We start from the raw sequence: 19146 nt of genomic DNA on the forward strand, positions 1-19146 counted from the left end.
CCCGGATCACATAGTATGATTAAGGAACATAAGTTTGAATAACTAAGTTATCAAGTTGTATGCTTTCCATTACCTTTAATAATGAGGTGCTTCTTTCATGGATCAAATCGACTCGAAAATTTTATCTTTGATGCACGAAAATGCCCGGATTCCCATCTCCGAGATGAGCCGGATGATCGCGATGTCACAGCCGGCCGTAACCGAAAGACTGCGTAAATTAGAAGAGCAGGGAGTTATTACGGGCTACCGCGCAAAGCTTTCTCCCCCGAAGCTCGGCAAGCTGACCACGGCGTTTGTTTTGTTCAAAACAATCGATTGCAAAGGCTTCGCCGCTTTCAGCGAAAAATCTCCTGAGATCGTCGATCTTTACCGGATCAGCGGGGAGTATAACTTTTTAATGAAAGTGCTGAGCGAAACGACGGAATCGTTGACCGGTTTTCTCGATGAATGCAGCGCTTTCGGTTTTTCAACGACTTTGATTGTTCTTTCGACCGCATTTGAGGATAAAAGCCTAGTAAGGAGCGTCCTGTAATGCTGCGCTAAACGAACAATGCGCCTCTGCCTATAAACGGCGGGGCGTTTTGCTTTGCCGGTGGTCCTCGAATTTGGTAGTTCGCGGCTTCCGCTGCCGATACAAATCCCAACTTCCTATCGTCCTATCCGCTAACGGTCGTTCCCTTTCTGTAACCGCGTCTGCTTCAAGTCGTTCTGCCCAACGCCGGAAAAGAGGAAGGATTGCCTCCACACGGGCAAATTTTTTTATAGCTGTTTTCGGCATTGCAGCGACGCCCGTGTTCCTTTATAATGGTCGCGTAAGAGGAGGTCGGTACAAATGGCAAATCAATTTGCCGGTACAAGAAGCGGCTCATGCGAAGCCTGATTATGGGGCGATACTTTGCATGGGCGGACGGTTCACGATAACATAGTCGCCCGAAACAGCTGATATCGTTTCTAATAATGGGCTTTGCACTTATTTTTTAGCTTGGACAAAAAATAAGGGGCTGAGAGCATGATTCAACCATTCATTAGAAACCATCAATATAATGTCATTAAAAAGCAGAGCCTTCTGCTTCAGAAAACCCACGAAACCGTTTCCGACCCGAAAGTCGTGGCATCGGTAAAAGCTAGCGCTCCGTTCAAACTGCTTGAAGCATTCCCGGACGCAGACGGCTTTCAAAAACAACTGCTGGAGAAGATTTCGGGATTGCGCACCGCAGAAGACTTTAAGCATTTTCCGGAATCGCTGGAATCTTACTTGGCGCCGTTCCCGGCACTGACGGGAAAGCAGCTCGCCAAACTTTTTCCGAAGAATAAGAAACTGAAGATTCCCGACCTGTCCGAAATCGACTACCGCTATGTCACTTATCTGGGCTGGACCGACATCGCGACGAATAAATTGTTTCTCGTCTACCAGTTGAACGGGAAACTGATCGGCATCGAAGGACGATATACACCGGCGAACAAAGGCGTTTGCTTTCTGTGCAACAAACACGAAGAAGTCGCGCTGTTTACCGCGGTCACGAAATCAAGACCGGCCAAGGCATCATCCGATTACTATAAGGCGATCGGGAACTATCTGTGTGTAGACAGTATCGTCTGCAACCAGAACATCACAAATGTCACTACCCTCGACAAATTCGTCCGGGAAGTGGTTGGCCAGGAAGCGTAAATAAGTCCTCCTGTCCATCTTGATCGTCTTGTTCTTAAGCGTCCTGAAGGAAGCGTAAGGACACGCAAGAAGGAATGAACATCCGGAGCCCGCCCTGTTGGCGGGCTCTTGACGTTTGGGAGGGAAACGGTCCGAAGCCGGCGGAATGCTTGCCACTGAGGCATTTCTTTCGCAGACCGCCATCGCTACCCGGATAAGTAAGAAAGTTAAGTCTCCCTCCTCTTTTATTGAGAATCATTTTCAATTATACTATTGGAAAGCTGTGCCTCAGAGGAGATCCATCATGAAATTCGATGAACAAGTTACCATATGGAATCAAACCGCAGTTAAAATTTTCGATATCAGACACACGGTTATGAATCCGGGAGAACGGCTGGAGGATTATCGCCTGCCTGCAAGTGCATATATATACGGAACCCGGGGGGCCGCGAATCTTCAGTTGGATGGCGTCGTTCACCGGACACGGCAATATTATTTGCTTCACGGTGCCAAAGGAATGAATTTGGAGATCGAAGCAAAGGAAGAATTTGAATTTTACCTGCTTTTCTACAAAGCTAAGCTAGCGTTCACAAACTGGAGGAAATTAAGGGATTGGCTGGAGCAGAGGAGCCCGTTCGAAATCCAGTACGGATTCGAGCCTGACGAACCGCGTACCCTGTTCATTTTAATGTCGTCAATGAAGCGGACATTGAAAAGTTCCGGCAGCCTTGGAAGTTTACAAATTAAAGGAATGTTTTATCAGTTTGTTCATGAAGTCATGCAGCATAGGATTGCGGCCGAGTCCGACAACGGTCAGAAAGATCTCGTGTCCATGGTAACTCAATACCTTCATACTCACTACCATGAGGTAATTTCTCTAGATCTCCTTGCCCGTCAGTACAAGTATAGTCCCCGCTATCTATCCATGAAATTCAAACAACAAACCGGAACGAGTCCGATCGAGTATTTGATTCAATATCGCATTAACGAAGCTAGGAAGCTGCTCTCGGAGACAGATGAGACTTTGGGGGTAATTGCGGAACACGTAGGGTATTCAGACGAGTACTACTTCAGCCGGCTGTTCAAGAAACACACGGGTTTGTCTCCCTCTCGTTATCAGGCACAGGCACGGAAAAATCTTGCACCGCAAGATAATCCATCGGCCATTTCCAGATCGTCCATTGGCCTGCTCAACTTACGCCGTTATAGTGATAATGATAATCATTACCAGTATAACGACGGAGGGTTTCTTACTATGAAAAGGATTAAAAAATCATCATTGATCCTCGGAACACTGATCAGCTTGACATTACTGCTCAGCGCTTGCTCGGGAGGGGTAAACCCGGCAGCCAGTTCCTCTGCATCTACGACGAATGTATCGGCATCCGCTTCCCCTTATCCCGATAAGATAAGTACGGAGACTCGCACCGTTTCAACGGTTAAAGGAGATGTAGTCGTTCCGGCGGAGCCCAAACGTGTGGTTGTTTTGTACATGTTGGGCGATGTCGTTGCCCTCGGGGTTAATCCGGTCGGCATATCCGAAATATATGACGGGGCCGCTTTTTCAGAGCAATTAAAGGGTGTACAATCGCTGGGCCACTGGGATGAAGCCAACCCCGAAGCCGTGTTGTCCCTCGAACCGGATCTGATTATCGTCTCCTCTGAAAATAGCTATAAAAAATTAAAGGATATCGCCCCAACCGTTTTCATCCCTGCAGACCAGATAACAACAGAGGCACGGATACAAAAGCTCGGGGAAATTTTCGGCAAAAAGAAGGAAGCCGATCAGTTTATGGAGACGTTTAACGACAAGGTTAAGGCAAGCAGGGAGAAACTTCAGGCAGCCGGAATTCTGGATAAGACTGTATCCATCGTAGAGGGCGAGAGAAAAGGGATGATGGTTATTGAAAGCAAGCATTATGGGCGCGGTTCTCAAATTGTCTACGATTATTTGGGGATGAAAGCTCCGGAGATCATCCAGAAGAAAATCGATCTTGCGAAAGACGTTGAAAGCGAAACGGTCTCTCTGGAAGTGATTTCTCAATATATCGGAGATTTCGTGCTGCGCAGCACCTGGGAAGGAATGGACAATCTTATGGATCATCCGGTCTGGAACAGAATTCCCGCCGTTAAGGCTGGCCGTATAATCGAAGCGCCGTTCGGCTTGTTTTATTACACCGACCTTTACTCGCTGAGCGCTCAACTGGATTATGTCACGAACAGCCTGCTGAACAATGCTTCAAAATTTTGATCCACCCCTGGACCCCGAGTTACGGCTTTTGGTGTCCTCGTCCATTACGGGAAAAAGCGCGACGCCGCGCTGCAAGCGGATCACGACTGCAAGCTAGCCGCGCTCCAGATTCTCCACATAATCCTTGGCTTCCTTCAATCCGATCCCGTGTGCTGCTCTCACTATTTTGATCGCTTTGATTTTTTCGCCTTGTGCAAGCAAGTGATGCACTCTTTCGTCAAGGAGAGGCCTCTGCCCAGAAGCGGGCTTATCGGACCGGGCGGCCGTCGACGGCTTTAACCGGTTTATCATCTGGCCTTCCGCCCGTCCTTTCAGCCACTCCAGATCGGATTGGATGGAGTTAACCCGGCTTTGAAGGCTGAATACTTTAATCAGCAGCAGTAGTGCGAGAACGAGCGCCCCGATCGCTATCATTTCAATCGTTTCCATGGAATCATGCTCCTTTCGCCATGGGCGGTTTTGGATCACCTGCCCATATCTATGAAAAGTATACCATATCACCTCGGGGGATCTCACAGCGGCTTTCGGCTTTCCTCCTGACCGGTCCCTTCCTTGTTGACGCGGCTTCAATGCTTTACAATGGAAACAAAAAAGACCTAAAGGGGAATTTGAAGATGGCCCAAGTGGACATGCCTTCCATCCTGCTGCTCGGTTTGGCCCTTCTCGGGCTGCTCAGCAGCAATTCGACCGTTACGATTGCCATGCTCGTTCTCCTGATCTTGCGGGTGATGAATGTACATCAAGCCTTTCCCTTTTTGGAAAAATACGGACTTACGATCGGCGTCGTCATTTTGACCATTGGGGTCATGACGCCGATCGCCAGCGGCAAAATGCCCGTCCAGACCATTCTCCAGTCTTTTATGCACTGGAAATCGCTTTTGGCCGTGCTGATCGGAATCACCGTTGCTTACCTGGGCGGCCGGGGCGCCCTACTCATGACGAACCAGCCGAATGTGGTAGCCGGACTGCTTATCGGCACCGTGCTCGGCGTTGCCCTGTTCCGCGGCGTTCCCGTCGGCCCTCTGATTGCGGCCGGGCTGCTCTCTCTACTCATCGGCAAAGGCTGAGACAAAACCGTCGAACCGCCGGCTCCAAACGCAAAAAACTGCCCTTCATAAAGAGGGCAGTTTTTTGCGTTTATATGGGAACACCGCAAGGAGGAAGCTTATACTCGCGATGGGGTTTTCGCAAACTGAGCGGCTGCTTCCGCGGCTCTTATTTTGGCGCCCTGCACAAGCTCTTCCGCTTTGTCCGGGTAAGCCGCGATGCCTTCCACATAGACATGCTCGTAGTCCGTGATCCCGATGAACGCCATAATTCCGCGCAGATATTTGTCGGTAAATTCAAAGTCCGCGGCCGGACCTTCGGAATAAATGCCTCCGCGCGCCTGGATATGAACGACTTTTTTGCCGTTCATGAGCCCTTCGGGTCCGTTCGCGGTATAACGGAACGTTTTTCCCGCAATCGCGATGTTGTCGATGTAAGCTTTCAGCATCGGTGGGTAGCTCAGGTTCCACATCGGAGTGACGAATACGTAGCCGTCGGCCGACAAAAACTGCTCCAGCACTTCATTCATCCGGTTGATGGCAGCCGCTTCCGTATCGTTCAGCGCTTCACCGGCACGCAGCTTATCCCAGCCGTTCAGGACATCGGCGTCAATAAGGGGAATATGCTCTTCGTACACATCTACGCGTTCCACTTGAAGATCTGGATTTTCTTTCGACACCGCCTCCAGAAAATGCTCCCCGACCTGAAGACCGAAAGAACGGTCCACCCCTCTTGGATTCGCAGTGATATATAATAATTTGTTCATTTTGATTTCCTCCTAGTCGGATTTCGAATATTTATATCGGCTAACTTGTATTCATCGACTTACTTTATGTAAGTATATTACCATGATCACTTTCTTTTGTAAAGCAGCTATACAAAATTTATTTTTTTGCAATTCGATGCACACCAAAAAACCGCCGGAATCCGGCGGATCTTAGGCTCCGATAAGGTTCTACTCCGGCATCACCCAAATGATTTGGGCCGTCCGGATAAAAAATTTCTTTCCGTCCTCCTGAACCACGACATGATCCGGTTTCACGTCCGTCAGAACGCCCCGGATGCTGCCGCGAACCGTCTCTACCACCACACATCGGCCGACAATCGTTTTGAGCGTCTGATACACATAGGGATCGATGCTGAAAAAAGGCTGCGGCACCGCGACCGGTACGCCTCCCCCTCCGGAAGGGACGCCCGCCCCAAGGGCGCCGTAGCCCCCCGGCTCCGCTCCTCCGCCGACCGATCCGAAGCCTCCCTGAGGGAAAGGCGCGAAACCTCCGCCACCCGGTTGAAAACCGGGAGGGAAGCCCGCCTGTCCGGACCAGCCGTCGGCTGAGCCGAAGCTCCCCGGATAAGCTCCCGGCGGCTGACCCTGATTGCTCAGGGGTTGATTGACCCCGCCGCCGAACGGAGACCCCGGCTGGAGCGGATACCCCCGGCAGCTGCGCCTGCCCCTGTGTCATTTTCGTGTAATCGGGAACTTCAGGTTTCCCGAACCCCCACGGGACTCCCTGCCCGTTTCCTTGCGTACTCGACATATCGTCGCCTCCTTTGGCCGTTCCACCCTGAAACATATGGCGGCGGATGCGGAGATATGCCTGTTGTCTTCCGGCTGTTTTCGTCGGCTGCGCGGCATATGCCTGTATTCGGGCCTTCCCCCGGCTATACGGCAAAAAGACTTTCCTCTTTTAAAGAAGAAAGCCCTGCAAGCTTGTCCCGGCCTCTAACCGTCCGGTTTCAGTGCGCTTAAATTCGTTTTGCCTAAAATCTGCTCCAGTTCCTTCAGGAACATGTTGATATCTTTAAACTGCCTGTACACCGACGCAAAGCGGATATAGGCCACTTCGTCGACCGGGTAAAGCTGCTCCATCACGAGTTCTCCGATCCTCATGCTGTCCACTTCCGCGTGAGCCATGTTGCGGACCTGCATTTCGACCTCGGAGACAATTTGCTCCAGCCGGTCCACGGACACCGGACGTTTCTCGCAGGCTCGGATTAACCCGCGCAAAATCTTATCGCGGTTAAATTCCTCGCGGCTGCCGTCTTTTTTGATGACGATAAGAGGCGTTTCCTCCACCATCTCGAACGTCGTAAACCGCCGCTGGCACTTCTCGCATTCTCTGCGCCGGCGGATCGATTTGTTGTCGTTAGCCGAACGGGAGTCCAGTACTTTCGTGCCGTTGTGCTCGCAAAACGGGCATTTCATCAGGGCTTCCTCCTCTCGTCCGTTCTTTATTTTTTCTCCCAAATGTTGCTTGTTATCAAGCTTACAAAAACGCACATAATAGTTCTACCAACGACAAGGAGGTGAACAGAAATGGGTGCAGGACAATCTCGCAGCAGCAACGTACTGGTTGTTCCACAAGCTAACCAAGCTTTGGATCAGCTGAAATATGAAGTTGCCCAAGAGCTTGGTATTGCGATTCCTCAAGACGGTTACTACGGTAACATGGCTACTCGCGACACGGGTGCTATCGGGGGTCACATTACTCGCAGACTGGTGCAAATCGCCGAACAACAACTGGCCGGTCAAGGCCAATCCCGCTAACTTCTAGCGGAAACCAAGCAACACGGAAGTATCGGATCCGGCGGCTACACCCGCCGGGTTCGGTGCTTCTTTATTTGCTTCCCGCGCTTTGGTTCCATTCCTCACCGTAAAGCTTCTTGAATTTCTGCTGGTAATACAGCACCCTCTGTACATAATGCCGGGTCTCGCCGAACGGGATCTTTTTGATGGTTTCTTCCGTCCCGTCCCAGACGCCGTTGTTTTTCCATTTGCTGACGTTCCCCTGACCCGCGTTATACGCGGCTATGGAATAAAGCCAGTTTCCCTTGTACTGCTTGTTCAGCCAAGCCAGGTACCAAGAGCCAAGCTGGATATTATGCTTCGGATCGCGGAAATCGGCCGATTTCGTATTGGACGTTTCGCGAATCCATTCCGCTGTATCGGGCATGAGCTGCATAATACCGACGGCTCCTTTTTTGGATTCCCGGTCGTGGTTGAAATTCGTCTCCACTTTGATAATAGCCGCAATCAGAAACGGATCGACCTGGTACTGTGCGGCATTCTGCCGGATTTCTTCACGATAGTGAATGGGATAGATCATCTGCCCGATAAAAAGTCCGTTGCTGAACAGAAGAAACACAAATCCGAGCAGCAGCAGGGCGAATACCCGCTTTTTCCGCAGAAGCTTCATTACAGCCCCCTTTGAAGCCAGAACCGCTCGACAAGCTGCTCCGTCTGCTCCAGGGTCTCCGAATTATCGATACAAATATCCGCGAGCTCTTTTTTACGTTCAATGGGCCACTGGGCCGCAAGCCGGGATTCCGCCTGTTCGGCGTTCAGCCCGTCCCGCTCCATCAGTCTCCTCAGCTGAACTTCTCTCGGCACATAAACGACCATAACGGACGAAAACATGCTTTGAAGTCCCGATTCGTAGAGCAGCGGCACGTCCACCACGACAAGCTTGTCCGGAAATTCACGCTCCGCGGCGGCCATTCTTTCTTTCATGAGAGCACGGATGGACGGATGCAAAAGATCTTCGAGCGCTTTCCGGGCTTCTTCGTTCCCGAAAACCGTCTCGCCCAGTCTTTTACGGTGGAGCGAGCCATCCGGCAGCAGCATATCTTGTCCGAAATGCGCGGCGACCTGAGCCAGAACGGGGCTCCCCGGCTCTACCACTTCGCGCGCGATCCGGTCGGCGTCTATAAGAATCGCACCGCGGCGGACAAGCATGGCCGAGACCGTGCTTTTGCCGCAGGCGATACCTCCCGTGAGTCCTATATTCATTTCACTCGACTCCCACGTCAATCACATTTTTTAAGGAATAACAGCTAAAACAGCTTGGAAATGCCCATCAGGATCAGGACGACTCCCGGCAGCACCGATACTTTACGAATCCAACCGAGCCCGGAATACGTATAGCCGATTTTCAGGCCGAAGTAAATAAACAGCCCGCTCGTTACCGCGATTACCGCCGATGTCAGCAGAGGGGTATACCCGATCAAAGCGGCGCCGATTCCCGCTCCGAAAGCGTCAAGGGATAGCGCGATTCCAAGCAGCGTCGCTTCCGAAGAAGAAATATTGCCGGACCGGTCCACGTCGGCCGCGGAAGGCGTACGCAAAATCTGGATCACGAGTCCGAGCCGCTTAATCTCGATCGAAAACATCCGCGGCTCGCGTTCCGGCTCTGCCCCTGTGGCTTCAGGACGGCGGGCCGCAACCGGATTCGACTGGAAAACAGCTTCCAGACGGGCTGTTCCGGCCGGCACCGCCGTTGCATTCGCCGTCTGTGTACGTTCCTTTTCATCACCGTCGCCGTCATTGCCCTGCTTCTGTGCCAGAAACTGAACCAGCGCCCAGATTCCGATGCCGATCAGAATGGCCGCACCGAGCATCCCGGCATAGTCCGGGGATAAATACCTCGTCAACCACACTCCAAAACTCATCGAAATGTAAATGATGATTCCCGAGCACAGGGAAACGATCGCCAGGGACGGGAGCGGGATACGGATTTTACGCAAGCCGTACATCATCCCTACCCCAAAGCCGTCCAAACTGACGGCCAGAGCCAGAATCAACAGAGAAAAAGATGGAAGCACGCCTCATTCCTCCTACCTGCATTTTCTACTCAACTATCATATGGAGGGGTAGGAGGAGTTGTGCTAAAGCTTATTTTTCGGCGCACTGCGCTTTCTTTTGAGAGGCTGGCATTTCAGGCAGAAATGCGTGCCCCGGCCGCCGACGACGGTTTTCTCGATCAAGCTGCCGCAGTTAACGCAGGGTTTGCCGTTCCGGCCGTAAATGTTCAGGGCATGCTGGAAATTTCCGGATTCGCCTTGGCCGTTTACGTACGATTTAATGGAAGAGCCCCCGGCCTCGACCGCGCTTTGGAGGGTATGCACAATCGCTTCGTGAAGGTTCTGAAGCTCAAGGCGGGTCAGCGAAGCCGCCTCCCTCTCGGGATGAATTCCCGCCCGAAAAAGCGCCTCGTCTACATAAATATTACCGAGTCCGACGATGTATGCTTGATTGAGCAGCAGCGGTTTGATTTTCGTGCTCCGCTTGCCGATGGCCTGCAGGAAGGCTTCGAACGTAAAAGACTCCTCCAGCGGCTCGATACCCAGCTTATGAAGCGGCTTGCTGCTCAGATCTTCCTCTCCGGCGAAAAGATGCATGGTGCCGAACTGCCGCACATCGCGGTATCTCAGTTCCGTTCCGTCCGTAAAGCGGAAAATCACATGCGTGTGAGGCTCCACCTCGTCTGAAGATTCGTAGAGGCCGTAGCGGCCTTCCATACGAAGATGGGAGACTAACACGCCGTCATTGAGCAGGAAACGCAGAAACTTACCTCTGCGGCTCATGCCCTGAATGGTCTGGCCTTCCAGAAGATCGGCGAATAGCTCCGGCTCTTCGGGTTTTTGAATAATCCGTTTCAGGCGGACTTCCACTTCTTGAATCGTCTTGCCGACGACCAGTCGGCTGAGCGTCCGTCTGACGTTTTCCACCTCCGGTAATTCCGGCATGGCGCTTCACCTCGGTTCATGCTGTGTTTTCATAATCTCCCTATTTCGCTTCGTACCAGTTGGATCCGTAATCCACCTCGGCGAGCAGAGGCACGTCCAGCGCAAGCGCGCCTTCCATGACCTCGGGCACGATGCGGCGCATCGTTTCCAGCTCTTCGGGCGGAACTTCGAAAATCAGTTCATCATGTACTTGAAGAAGCATCCGGCTTTTCAGGCCTTCCGCTTTAAGACGCTCGTCCATTTGCACCATGGCCAGCTTGATGATATCCGCCGCCGTTCCTTGAATCGGCGTATTCATCGCCGTTCTTTCCGCGAAAGAACGGAGGTTAAAGTTAGAGGCGGTAATCTCCGGCAAATACCGGCGCCGCTGCAGCAGTGTCGTGACGTAGCCCTGTTCGCGGGCCAGTTTCACAATGTCATCCATATACTGGCGGACACCCTGGAAAACGGCGAAATACTGCTCGATAAACTGGCTCGCTTCCTTACGGGAAATGGCCAGGTTCTGGGAGAGTCCGTAATCGCTTATCCCGTAAACGATGCCGAAGTTAACGGCCTTCGCCGAGCGGCGCATATTCGCGTCCACTTCGGATTCGGCTACGCCGAATACATCCATGGCCGTTTTCGTGTGAATATCCATATTATTCGTAAAAGCTTCCTTAAGATTCTCGTCACCGGAAATGTGAGCGAGCACCCGAAGCTCGATCTGCGAGTAGTCCGCGGCCAGAATGGACCATCCCGGCTCCGAAGGCACGAACACCTTGCGGATTTTACGCCCTTCCTCCAGCCGGATCGGAATGTTCTGCAAGTTCGGATACTGGCTGCTGAGCCGGCCCGTGGCCGCGATCGTCTGCCTGTAGTAGGTATGAACCTTGCCCGTTTCCTTCCGCACCTCTTTCAACAGTCCTTCCACATACGTGGACTGGAGCTTGGCGAGCTGCCGGTAATGGAGAATGCCCTGCACGATTTCATGGTAAGGGGCCAGCTTTTCCAGCACCTCGGCATCCGTAGAGTAGCCTGTCTTCGTTTTCTTCTGGACGGGAAGCTGGAGCTTCTCGAACAGCACTTCTCCCAGCTGTTTCGGAGAGTTGATATTGAATTCCATGCCGGCGTGGCGGTAAATCTCCGTCATCGTTTGCTCGATCTGCACGGCGAGTTCATCGCCCAGCTGCTTCAGTCCGGCCGTATCGACCTTGATGCCGCGCAGCTCCATATCCGCGAGCACACCCGAGAGCGGAAGCTCCAGCTCGTAGTAGAGCTGCTTCATATCCGCCTGCTCCAGCTTCTCGCGCAGCGAGACGTCCAGGCGGGAGATGCGGTCGGCCTTGCGGACGAGATGCTCCGCGACGGCCTCGGTCTCCGGCAGGCGAAACTTCGCGCCTTTGCCGAAGACCGCTTCGTCCGGCGCTACATGAAGCACGCCGTACTTATCCGCGATGCCGCTGAGCGTAAGCGACGACTCCGTCGGATCGAGCAGATACGCCGCGAGCATGACGTCGAACGTCACGCCGGCCAGCGCGATGCCGTTCCAGGCGAGCACCAGCTCCGCGCGGTGGCGGTCCCACGTGCTCTTCGGAGCACGCTCGTCCGCCAGCCAGGCGCGCAGCGCTTCCGCTCCGGGAGCGGTCAGCACGGCCGCGGGCACGTAGTAGCCCGCTTCCGGCGTGTGGAAAGCCGCCCCGACCAGCTCGGCCGTGTGGGCATTGTCCCCCACGGCCTCCACGTGCAGCGCGCTTACGTCTTTCAGCGCGCCGGTCAGGTCCGTGATGTTGTCCGCGTCGATCAGGCGGACAACCAGCTCTTCCGCGGGGCCGGGCTCCGCCCCTTCAGGGGAGTCCGCTCCCCCGGCGCCGGAGAAGTCCAGCCTCTCGAGCAGCGACTTGAACTCCAGCTTGCGGAACATGGCCGCAAGCTCGGGCGTTTCGAAGCCGGAGAAGGCGAGGCTGCCCCATTCCGTATCCATCGGCACTTCGCGGTAAATGGTCGCGATTTCCTTGCTCATCCGCGCGGAATCCGCATGGTCGCGGACCTTTTCCTTCATCTTGCCCTTCATCTCGTCCGCATGCTCCAGCACGGACTCGACGGAACCGTACTCGTGCAGCAGCTTCAGGGCCGTTTTCTCGCCTACTCCGGGAATGCCCGGAATATTGTCGGAAGAGTCGCCCATCAGACCCTTGAGGTCGATAATCTGGGCCGGAACGAGGCCATACTTCGCTTGGATCTCGGCCGGATCGTAACGGTCCACTTCACTGATGCCTTTACGGGTCAAGGCAACCGTCACACGGTCCGATACGAGCTGCAGCATATCCTTGTCGCCGGTAACGACCAGCACGTCCTTGCCTTCCTGCTCCGCCGATTTGGTCAGTGTGCCGATGATATCGTCCGCTTCGTAGCCTTCCAGCTCGAACTGGCGGATGCCGAAAGCGCTCATCAGTTCTTTAATAAGCGGAAACTGCTCGGACAGCTCCGGCGGCGTTTTGGCTCGTCCGCCTTTGTATTCCGTGTAATCTTTATGTCGGAACGTCACTTTGCCCGCGTCGAAAGCCACGAGAAAATGAGTCGGTTTTTCTTCTTCAATCAGTCTGAGGAGCATGGTCGTGAATCCGTAAACGGCGTTCGTATGAAGACCGGCGGAATTGCTCAGCAGAGGCAGCGCGTAAAAGGCGCGGCTCGCAATACTGTTTCCATCAATAACGATCAATTTTTCCATCTTACACCCCGAATTTTGGACATATACGTTCATGATAGCACAGGCTGGACGAATATGAAAAAGTTTCAGCCCGGTAATTTTTGAGCCTATCCTCCCAGGCTTGCGGTGATGTTCTCCGCTTTCCGCACATAGACTGATAGTACGATGCAAAGCCGGCGCGTCCGGTGTTTTCAGCTGGATTTCGTCCGGCGAGGGAAGGAGGACCGAGATGAGTCCCTTTTTTTTTCCGGCTCCCAAGAAATTGGTTTTTTTCGATATGAACAATACATTGGTCGACCGCAGGCAGTGCTTCGATTCGGCATTTACGGAGGTACTGGGAGACTACACCGGAAGATGGGAACAGGAAGACGGGGCGGCTTCCCCCGAAAATGCGCTTCAGATTTATAAGCAGGAGTGGCAAAAACTGCGGAAGCTGCGCCCCCGGGGCCACCGTCCCAGCGAAGAAATGCGGATAGCCTGCCTGGAAAAGGCGCTGGACGCTTTTCCCATATCGGTGAACGAAACGTTTGCCAAAGGCTTTTTCGAGCAAATTGAAGAAACGGAAGGAAACTACGTCCGGCTTTTTCCCGGCGTCGAAGAAACGCTGGCGTCTTTGGGCGAGCGCTACAAGCTGGCGGTCATCAGCAACGGCAGCCGCAAAAGGCTGGAGAGGGACATCGGGCGGCTCCGGCTGTCCTCCTTTTTCCCCGAGGAACTGCTCTTCAGCTCCACGAAAGACGGGCCGCGCAAGCCGCATCCGGGTTTGTACCGGACCGCCCTGAAAGAAACCGGCATAGCCCCGGGCCAGGGCGTCATGGTCGGCAACTCGTGGAAAAACGACATCATCGGCTCCACCCGCTGCGGTTTGGATGCCGTCTGGATTTACCCGCCCCATGTGAAAAAGATTTCCCAGCGGAAAGTCGGCCGCCAGAAAGTCATTATCGTGCGGTCCGTCAAGCAGCTGGTGCATGTGCTTTAGGCGCGGCTTATTATGCCCGGCCCTTGACTATCGGCAGGAACAATTTCATAAAATCATGGGCACAGCCGCCCCGAGGGGCGGTTTTTAATTGGCCTTGCAGGCACGGACGACGTTTGCGTACGCGTCCGGACAAGGGAAGATCTTACGGGTTAAGGAACTTGCTTCTGCTCTTGATCTTGTGCTGCTTCGCCTATTCGTCTGCACTCCTATCACAAAGAAACAGCCTGCCGGGAAGTTCCCGACAAGCTGTTTTCCGGTCACGCTTCTTTGTAGCGCCAGGCTGAATACGGCAATTTTCTCTGCACCGTCCGCCATCCTTACTGGTTTACATCCTTGCATTTTTATATCCTTGCATGCTTACCTACCAAGCCGGGTTCTCCGATACGTACGGCCCGGTATAAGGCAGCATTGAAGCCGTTCTACACGTTCAAGTCTTTTCGTTTGCCCGTGACCATGTAAATTACGCTTTCGCCGATGTTCGTCACATGGTCGGCCACCCGCTCCAAGTAATGGGCCACCATGATCAGGTGCGTCAGCTGACGGTTGCGGGTGAAATCCGCATTCATCATCCCGATGACGTCAGTCATGATGCGGCTGAAAATTTTGTCCACCTGATCGTCCTTTTCCGCCAGCGAAGCGGCCATATGAACGTTGCGGTTCATATAAGCGACCAGGCTCTCGCGGAGCATCTCTTTGGAGATTTCGGCCATCTGGGGAATGTCGATCAATTCCTTGGCCAGCGTCTCTCCGGACAGGCGAATCGTAATCTTCGCGATGTCCACGGCATGGTCGGCGATCCGCTCAAGATCCGTAGCTATGCTGAGCGCCGTACCGATAATCCGCAGATCGCCCGCCATAGGCTGCTGCAGCGCGATCAGCTTCAGGCACATTTCTTCGATGCGAAGCGTTAGTTCGTCCACCGCGTCGTCATCCTCGACCGTGCGCCGCGCGAGATCCGTATCCAGCCGGGTCAGCGCTTCTACAGCCTGGTGAATGGAATTTTCAACCATGGAGCCTAAATCGAGCAGTTCGTTCTGCAGATCGTCAATCGAATGCTGAAAATTAAGGCGATTATTCATTGAAGCCCCCTTAGAGTTAACCGAAACGGCCGGTGATGTAATCTTCGGTGCGCTGGTCGTTCGGATTTGTGAAAATCTTGTCGGTCTGATCGGTCTCAACGAGAATTCCGTTGAGGAAGAAAGACGTGCGGTCGGAGATACGAGCGGCCTGCTGCATGTTGTGCGTCACGATAATGATCGTGTAACGCTCCTTCAGCGTCTGCGTGAGCTCCTCCACCTTCAAGGTGGAAATCGGATCGAGCGCCGAGGTCGGTTCGTCCATCAGCAGCACCTCCGGCTCGACCGCCAGCAGACGGGCGATGCACAGACGCTGCTGCTGACCGCCGGACAGGCCCAGGGCCGACTTGTTCAGGCGGTCCTTCACTTCGTCCCAAAGGGCCGCCTGACGCAGGCTGCGTTCCACGATTTCGTCGAGAACGGCGCGTTTTTTCTGGCCGTGGATGCGCGGTCCGTAAGCAATGTTGTCGTAGATGCTCATCGGGAACGGATTCGGACGCTGGAAAACCATACCCACGCGTTTGCGCAGAGACACGATATCGCTCTCCGGCGAATAAATATCTTGGCCGTCCACCTTAATGGTCCCGTTAATCCTCACGCTGTCGATCAGATCGTTCATCCGGTTGAGCGTGCGCAGAAAGGTCGATTTCCCGCAGCCGGAAGGCCCGATCAGGGCGGACACGGTATTCGGCGCGATGTCCAGATCAATGCTGTGAAGGGCTTGGTTGTCTCCGTAAAAAAGATCCAGCCCGTTTACTTTTATTTTCGTATCGGTCGCAATAGTCATGGCAGGAGCTGTCAAGGTTATTTCCCTCCCGTAAGTCTTTTTTGGATGATTCGGCTAGGAATGCCGATAAGCAGGTTGAAGATCAGAACGACTACAAGAAGGAGCGCGGCGCTGCCTTCCGCGATTTTCTTCGCATCCGGCACGATGGCTTCCGCCTGGATGTACCATAAGTGCGTGGAAAGCGTCTCGCCCATCGTCAGCGGATTGAAATCCGGGAAATGCCGGGAAACGGAAAGCCCCGACGTATAAATCAGGATGGCCGATTCACCCAGTGCGCGCCCGGCTACGAGCGTAATGCCCGTGATCAGGCTCGGCAGTGCGGAGGGAATCAGCACTTTGCGGATCGCCTGCCATTTGGTCGAACCGAGCGCAAGACTCGCTTCCCAGTACGATTCGGGCACGGTACGGATCGATTCCTCCGTGACCCGGACAAGAACCGGCAGATTCAGAAGCGCCAAAGCCAGGGAACCGCTCAAAATCGAAATTTTAAAATTCATCAAGTCCACGAAGAGGAGAAATCCGAACAAACCGAATACGATGGATGGCACGGAAGACAGCGTCTCGACGGACATGCGGACAATTTCGGTAAAACGTGATTTTTTGGCGTACACCGCCAGGTAAATCCCGGCTCCCAACCCGATCGGCAGCGAGAACAGCAGAGAGAGGAACAAGATGTAGAACGAGTTGAAGAGCTGCGGTCCGACGCCGCCGCCGGCCACGATATCCTCCGGCTTGCCCGTGATGAAATCCCACGTAAGATGCGGCAGTCCCGCACCGAGTATCCGGATCAGGAACCAGGCCAGGATCAGCAGGATAAAGATGCCGGCCGTCCAGAAGAACAGCGTGGCGATCCGGTCAGTCGTTTTACTGTTCATTTCACTTCACTCCTTCTTGATACGACACGGATGATGAGAATCAGCAGCAGAGAAGTGATCAAGAGAACAAAGGCCATCAAATAAAGCGCGTTGTTCCAGGTCGATCCGTAGTTCGTGTTCCCCATGTCCTTGACGATTGCCGTCGTCAGAACCGTGGTCGAATCAATCAGCGATTTGGGCATCTGCGGCGAGTTCCCGATGACCATGAATACCGCCATCGTCTCTCCGATGGCCCGCCCGATTCCAAGCACCACGCCGGTCAAAATTCCGGGCCGGGCCGCTGGAAGCAGCACGCGCCAAATCGTCTGCCAGCGGGTGGCTCCGAGCGCCAGCGACGCTTCTTCCAGCCGCGGAGGCAGTGCGCGGATGGCATCCTCCGAGATGGACAGGATGGTCGGCAGAATCATAATCGCGAGGATGATTCCCGCCGGCAAAATCCCGTATCCTGTCCCGTTCACCACTTTTCCGATAAAAGGCACAATGACCGTAAGGCCGATCAGGCCGTATACGACCGACGGAATGCCCACGAACAGGTCCGTTGCCGGACGCATGATCTCTCTCACCCATTTCGGTGCGATCTTCGCCATGAAGACGGCTCCCGCTACGGCGAGAGGGACCGCAAGTACAATGGCGAGCATCGTTAACAGAAAAGTACTGAACAGGAACGGAAACGCTCCGTATTTGTCCGCGCTTGGCGTCCAGTCTGTCGAAAAGAAAAATTCAATCGGGCTGACGCCCGAGAAGGTGCGCATGCCTTGTACACCGACAAACAAAATAATCGAAAATATGACAATCGAGACGAGTGCCGCACTGCCGACAAACAGCAGCTTCATCACGCTGTCCTGCCGTTTTTGCAGTTTCATCCAGCGCGTGGGTCCTTTCTGGCTTTGGCGGTTTTGTCGGCTCTGCTCCTTCGTCTTCGTTGTTTGCTGAGCGTAAGTGTTCACAAACGGGAAGCCCCCTTCAATCGGAATGCGTGCATAGTCGGTAAGCACAAAGTACTAAATGATTCTTCTTAATCATAGGCCCTGTTTGTAAATACAAAATTAATCAATTGTAAAGCCCGTGTAAATTTTGCGGCAAAAAAAAGATGCCCCGAAGTTGATAAGCTTCAGGACATCCCACGGAAGTAAAAAATTTTATTTTTTCAGAAGGTCAGCCGGAAGGAACTTCAATTCTTCGACTTTTTTCGTTTGGAAATCAGGGCTCATGATGTAGTCAAGGAAAGCTTTGGTCGCGCCTGTAGGCTCGCCTTTCGTATACATGCGCTCGGTTCCGAACAGCTTGTAGCTGCCGTCTTTGATCGTTTCTTTGGAGAAAGCGACGTTGTCGAATTTCAGAGCTTTAACGGTGTTGTCCAGGTACGGCGTATCAATGTAACCGACGGAGCCGGATTGGCTGCCTACGGCTGTTTTAACGGCACCCGTGCTTTCTTGAACGACGCCGTCTTTAGTAAAGTCTTTGCCGTCAAGAACGATTTGCTGCACTAGCTTACGGGAACCGGAAGAGTCCGGACGGTGAACGACGTTAATCGGAGCGTCTTTGCCGCCTACTTCTTTCCAGTTTTTGATTTTACCCATGAAAATATCGGCTGCCTGCTGTTTCGTCAAGCCCTCGATACCTACGTCAGGATTTACGATAAGTGCGAACGGAGCGATCGCAACCACGTGTTCTTTCAGGTTTTTGTCTTTGTATTCGTCACCAGCGGCAACGTCGGAGTTCCCGATATTCGAAATGCCGTCCGCCACGTCTTTAAGACCTTTGCCGGAACCGCCGGCCGTCGGGTTGATCGTAACTTTCGGATTCTTTTCCATGAACAGCTTCGCCGCTTCTTTCACGAGCGGGAGAAGTGCGCTGGAGCCGGAAGCCGTAACCGTTCCGGAAATTTCTTGAGCCGCCGTTGTTTCGGCAGGCTTGTTCGATGTTGCGGGGCTGCTTGCGTTTGTGTCTGTCTTTCCGCAGCCAGCCAATACCCCCAGAGTAAGTACTGCAGCTAGCGAGATGGATAACCCTTTTTTCGACATGAACTTCAACATGTTGTACATGTCCTCCTTTGACGTTTCTTTCTTTGTTTTGTGTTTCCTAGGACATCGTAACAAGCGAATGTAAACTGCAAGTCGTCCAAACGTAAATTTCATGTAAAACTTTCACGAACCATCCGGAAACGTTCCATCTCCCTTCGAAATGAGCCTTTTTTACATCACCTTTACAAAACCCTTCACCTCATCTAATACTTTAGACTTACAATCAAGGAGACTATAGACCTATTTA

General features: G+C 53.2%; 20 protein-coding genes. 6 read left to right on the top strand and 14 right to left on the bottom strand.

Annotation, left to right across the window (positions count from 1 at the left end; translation table 11 throughout):
* Nucleotides 1-97 precede the first annotated feature (97 nt).
* The 3 genes from AC2TF6_RS20880 to AC2TF6_RS20890 all read left to right on the top strand — a co-directional run bounded on the left by AC2TF6_RS20880 (nucleotide 98) and on the right by AC2TF6_RS20890 (nucleotide 3899).
* On the top strand, nucleotides 98-532 hold the full coding sequence (locus tag AC2TF6_RS20880; protein WP_491308314.1) for an Lrp/AsnC family transcriptional regulator: 435 nt from the start codon (nucleotides 98-100) through the stop codon (nucleotides 530-532).
* Nucleotides 533-1009: 477 nt separating this feature from the next.
* Entirely contained in the window at nucleotides 1010-1669 is a 660-nt protein-coding gene (locus tag AC2TF6_RS20885; protein WP_491308315.1) for a FusB/FusC family EF-G-binding protein, read from the top strand.
* 496 nt (nucleotides 1670-2165) lie between these two features.
* Nucleotides 2166-3899 carry an AraC family transcriptional regulator gene (locus AC2TF6_RS20890; protein WP_491308316.1) on the top strand — a complete coding sequence of 578 codons (1734 nt, stop codon included), beginning with the start codon at nucleotides 2166-2168 and terminating at the stop codon, nucleotides 3897-3899.
* A 93-nt stretch (nucleotides 3900-3992) separates the two neighbouring features.
* Here AC2TF6_RS20890 and AC2TF6_RS20895 read toward each other — a convergent pair whose 3' ends face one another.
* On the bottom strand, nucleotides 3993-4328 hold the full coding sequence (locus AC2TF6_RS20895; protein WP_491308317.1) for a ribosomal protein L7/L12: 336 nt from the start codon (nucleotides 4326-4328) through the stop codon (nucleotides 3993-3995).
* 185 nt (nucleotides 4329-4513) lie between these two features.
* Between AC2TF6_RS20895 and AC2TF6_RS20900 the strand changes: the two genes are divergently transcribed.
* Nucleotides 4514-4966 carry a DUF441 domain-containing protein gene (locus AC2TF6_RS20900; protein WP_491308318.1) on the top strand — a complete coding sequence of 151 codons (453 nt, stop codon included), beginning with the start codon at nucleotides 4514-4516 and terminating at the stop codon, nucleotides 4964-4966.
* Nucleotides 4967-5064: 98 nt separating this feature from the next.
* Here AC2TF6_RS20900 and AC2TF6_RS20905 read toward each other — a convergent pair whose 3' ends face one another.
* The 3 genes from AC2TF6_RS20905 to nrdR form a co-directional block, all read right to left on the bottom strand.
* Entirely contained in the window at nucleotides 5065-5712 is a 648-nt protein-coding gene (locus tag AC2TF6_RS20905) for an FMN-dependent NADH-azoreductase (RefSeq protein WP_491308319.1), read from the bottom strand.
* A gap of 189 nt (nucleotides 5713-5901) precedes the next feature.
* On the bottom strand, nucleotides 5902-6105 hold the full coding sequence (locus AC2TF6_RS20910) for a YuzF family protein (protein ID WP_491308320.1): 204 nt from the start codon (nucleotides 6103-6105) through the stop codon (nucleotides 5902-5904).
* A gap of 564 nt (nucleotides 6106-6669) precedes the next feature.
* Nucleotides 6670-7152 carry a transcriptional regulator NrdR gene (gene nrdR, locus AC2TF6_RS20915; RefSeq protein ID WP_326056208.1) on the bottom strand — a complete coding sequence of 161 codons (483 nt, stop codon included), beginning with the start codon at nucleotides 7150-7152 and terminating at the stop codon, nucleotides 6670-6672.
* 111 nt (nucleotides 7153-7263) lie between these two features.
* Here nrdR and AC2TF6_RS20920 point away from each other — a divergent pair, with 111 nt between their 5' ends.
* Entirely contained in the window at nucleotides 7264-7494 is a 231-nt protein-coding gene (locus AC2TF6_RS20920; RefSeq protein WP_009671472.1) for an alpha/beta-type small acid-soluble spore protein, read from the top strand.
* A 70-nt stretch (nucleotides 7495-7564) separates the two neighbouring features.
* Here AC2TF6_RS20920 and AC2TF6_RS20925 read toward each other — a convergent pair whose 3' ends face one another.
* The 5 genes from AC2TF6_RS20925 to polA all read right to left on the bottom strand — a co-directional run bounded on the left by AC2TF6_RS20925 (nucleotide 7565) and on the right by polA (nucleotide 13179).
* Complete coding sequence (locus tag AC2TF6_RS20925; RefSeq protein WP_009671476.1) at nucleotides 7565-8143, bottom strand: lytic transglycosylase domain-containing protein; 579 nt, start codon at nucleotides 8141-8143, stop codon at nucleotides 7565-7567.
* Nucleotides 8143-8736 (bottom strand): dephospho-CoA kinase, encoded by a 594-nt coding sequence (coaE, locus tag AC2TF6_RS20930; RefSeq protein WP_491308321.1) that lies wholly within the window; start codon nucleotides 8734-8736, stop codon nucleotides 8143-8145. The genes AC2TF6_RS20925 and coaE overlap by 1 nt, the downstream gene beginning before the upstream one ends.
* Nucleotides 8737-8780: 44 nt before the next feature.
* Nucleotides 8781-9548, bottom strand: a complete 768-nt coding sequence (locus AC2TF6_RS20935) for an MntP/YtaF family protein (protein ID WP_491308322.1) — start codon at nucleotides 9546-9548, stop codon at nucleotides 8781-8783.
* 63 nt (nucleotides 9549-9611) lie between these two features.
* On the bottom strand, nucleotides 9612-10472 hold the full coding sequence (gene mutM, locus AC2TF6_RS20940) for a DNA-formamidopyrimidine glycosylase (protein WP_491308323.1): 861 nt from the start codon (nucleotides 10470-10472) through the stop codon (nucleotides 9612-9614).
* A gap of 40 nt (nucleotides 10473-10512) precedes the next feature.
* The gene (polA, locus tag AC2TF6_RS20945; RefSeq protein WP_491308324.1) at nucleotides 10513-13179 is read right to left on the bottom strand and encodes a DNA polymerase I; all 2667 of its coding nucleotides are present in this window, start codon (nucleotides 13177-13179) and stop codon (nucleotides 10513-10515) included.
* 208 nt (nucleotides 13180-13387) lie between these two features.
* Here polA and AC2TF6_RS20950 point away from each other — a divergent pair, with 208 nt between their 5' ends.
* A complete protein-coding gene (locus AC2TF6_RS20950) occupies nucleotides 13388-14137 on the top strand; it encodes an HAD family hydrolase (RefSeq protein WP_491308325.1) in 750 nt (249 codons plus the stop codon).
* A gap of 419 nt (nucleotides 14138-14556) precedes the next feature.
* Here the strand turns inward: AC2TF6_RS20950 and phoU are convergent, their stop codons facing one another.
* The 5 genes from phoU to AC2TF6_RS20975 form a co-directional block, all read right to left on the bottom strand.
* Nucleotides 14557-15216: a phosphate signaling complex protein PhoU gene (phoU, locus tag AC2TF6_RS20955; protein ID WP_009671365.1), complete on the bottom strand. Its 660-nt coding sequence runs from the start codon at nucleotides 15214-15216 to the stop codon at nucleotides 14557-14559.
* A gap of 16 nt (nucleotides 15217-15232) precedes the next feature.
* On the bottom strand, nucleotides 15233-16000 hold the full coding sequence (gene pstB / locus AC2TF6_RS20960) for a phosphate ABC transporter ATP-binding protein PstB (protein WP_036740494.1): 768 nt from the start codon (nucleotides 15998-16000) through the stop codon (nucleotides 15233-15235).
* Between the two features lie 17 nt (nucleotides 16001-16017).
* The gene (gene pstA, locus AC2TF6_RS20965; protein ID WP_491308326.1) at nucleotides 16018-16875 is read right to left on the bottom strand and encodes a phosphate ABC transporter permease PstA; all 858 of its coding nucleotides are present in this window, start codon (nucleotides 16873-16875) and stop codon (nucleotides 16018-16020) included.
* Nucleotides 16872-17738: a phosphate ABC transporter permease subunit PstC gene (gene pstC, locus AC2TF6_RS20970; RefSeq protein WP_009671360.1), complete on the bottom strand. Its 867-nt coding sequence runs from the start codon at nucleotides 17736-17738 to the stop codon at nucleotides 16872-16874. The genes pstA and pstC overlap by 4 nt, the downstream gene beginning before the upstream one ends.
* Before the next feature lie 276 nt (nucleotides 17739-18014).
* On the bottom strand, nucleotides 18015-18911 hold the full coding sequence (locus AC2TF6_RS20975; protein WP_491308327.1) for a phosphate ABC transporter substrate-binding protein: 897 nt from the start codon (nucleotides 18909-18911) through the stop codon (nucleotides 18015-18017).
* Nucleotides 18912-19146: the final 235 nt, after the last annotated feature.

It is taken from the genome of Paenibacillus sp. JNUCC 35 (assembly GCF_058269095.1).

Bases quoted from the DNA above. Each gene is read 5' to 3' on its own strand.
- AC2TF6_RS20880 (WP_491308314.1), top strand. From the start codon at position 98: ATGGATCAAATCGACTCGAAAATTTTATCTTTGATGCACGAAAATGCC.
- AC2TF6_RS20885 (WP_491308315.1), top strand. From the start codon at position 1,010: ATGATTCAACCATTCATTAGAAACCATCAATATAATGTCATTAAAAAG.
- AC2TF6_RS20890 (WP_491308316.1), top strand. From the start codon at position 2,166: ATGAATTTGGAGATCGAAGCAAAGGAAGAATTTGAATTTTACCTGCTT.
- AC2TF6_RS20895 (WP_491308317.1), bottom strand. From the start codon at position 4,328: ATGGAAACGATTGAAATGATAGCGATCGGGGCGCTCGTTCTCGCACTA.
- AC2TF6_RS20900 (WP_491308318.1), top strand. From the start codon at position 4,514: ATGGCCCAAGTGGACATGCCTTCCATCCTGCTGCTCGGTTTGGCCCTT.
- AC2TF6_RS20905 (WP_491308319.1), bottom strand. From the start codon at position 5,712: ATGAACAAATTATTATATATCACTGCGAATCCAAGAGGGGTGGACCGT.
- nrdR (WP_326056208.1), bottom strand. From the start codon at position 7,152: ATGAAATGCCCGTTTTGCGAGCACAACGGCACGAAAGTACTGGACTCC.
- AC2TF6_RS20920 (WP_009671472.1), top strand. From the start codon at position 7,264: ATGGGTGCAGGACAATCTCGCAGCAGCAACGTACTGGTTGTTCCACAA.
- AC2TF6_RS20925 (WP_009671476.1), bottom strand. From the start codon at position 8,143: ATGAAGCTTCTGCGGAAAAAGCGGGTATTCGCCCTGCTGCTGCTCGGA.
- coaE (WP_491308321.1), bottom strand. From the start codon at position 8,736: ATGAATATAGGACTCACGGGAGGTATCGCCTGCGGCAAAAGCACGGTC.
- mutM (WP_491308323.1), bottom strand. From the start codon at position 10,472: ATGCCGGAATTACCGGAGGTGGAAAACGTCAGACGGACGCTCAGCCGA.
- polA (WP_491308324.1), bottom strand. From the start codon at position 13,179: ATGGAAAAATTGATCGTTATTGATGGAAACAGTATTGCGAGCCGCGCC.
- AC2TF6_RS20950 (WP_491308325.1), top strand. From the start codon at position 13,388: ATGAGTCCCTTTTTTTTTCCGGCTCCCAAGAAATTGGTTTTTTTCGAT.
- phoU (WP_009671365.1), bottom strand. From the start codon at position 15,216: ATGAATAATCGCCTTAATTTTCAGCATTCGATTGACGATCTGCAGAAC.
- pstB (WP_036740494.1), bottom strand. From the start codon at position 16,000: ATGACTATTGCGACCGATACGAAAATAAAAGTAAACGGGCTGGATCTT.
- pstA (WP_491308326.1), bottom strand. From the start codon at position 16,875: ATGAACAGTAAAACGACTGACCGGATCGCCACGCTGTTCTTCTGGACG.
- pstC (WP_009671360.1), bottom strand. From the start codon at position 17,738: ATGAAACTGCAAAAACGGCAGGACAGCGTGATGAAGCTGCTGTTTGTC.
- AC2TF6_RS20975 (WP_491308327.1), bottom strand. From the start codon at position 18,911: ATGTTGAAGTTCATGTCGAAAAAAGGGTTATCCATCTCGCTAGCTGCA.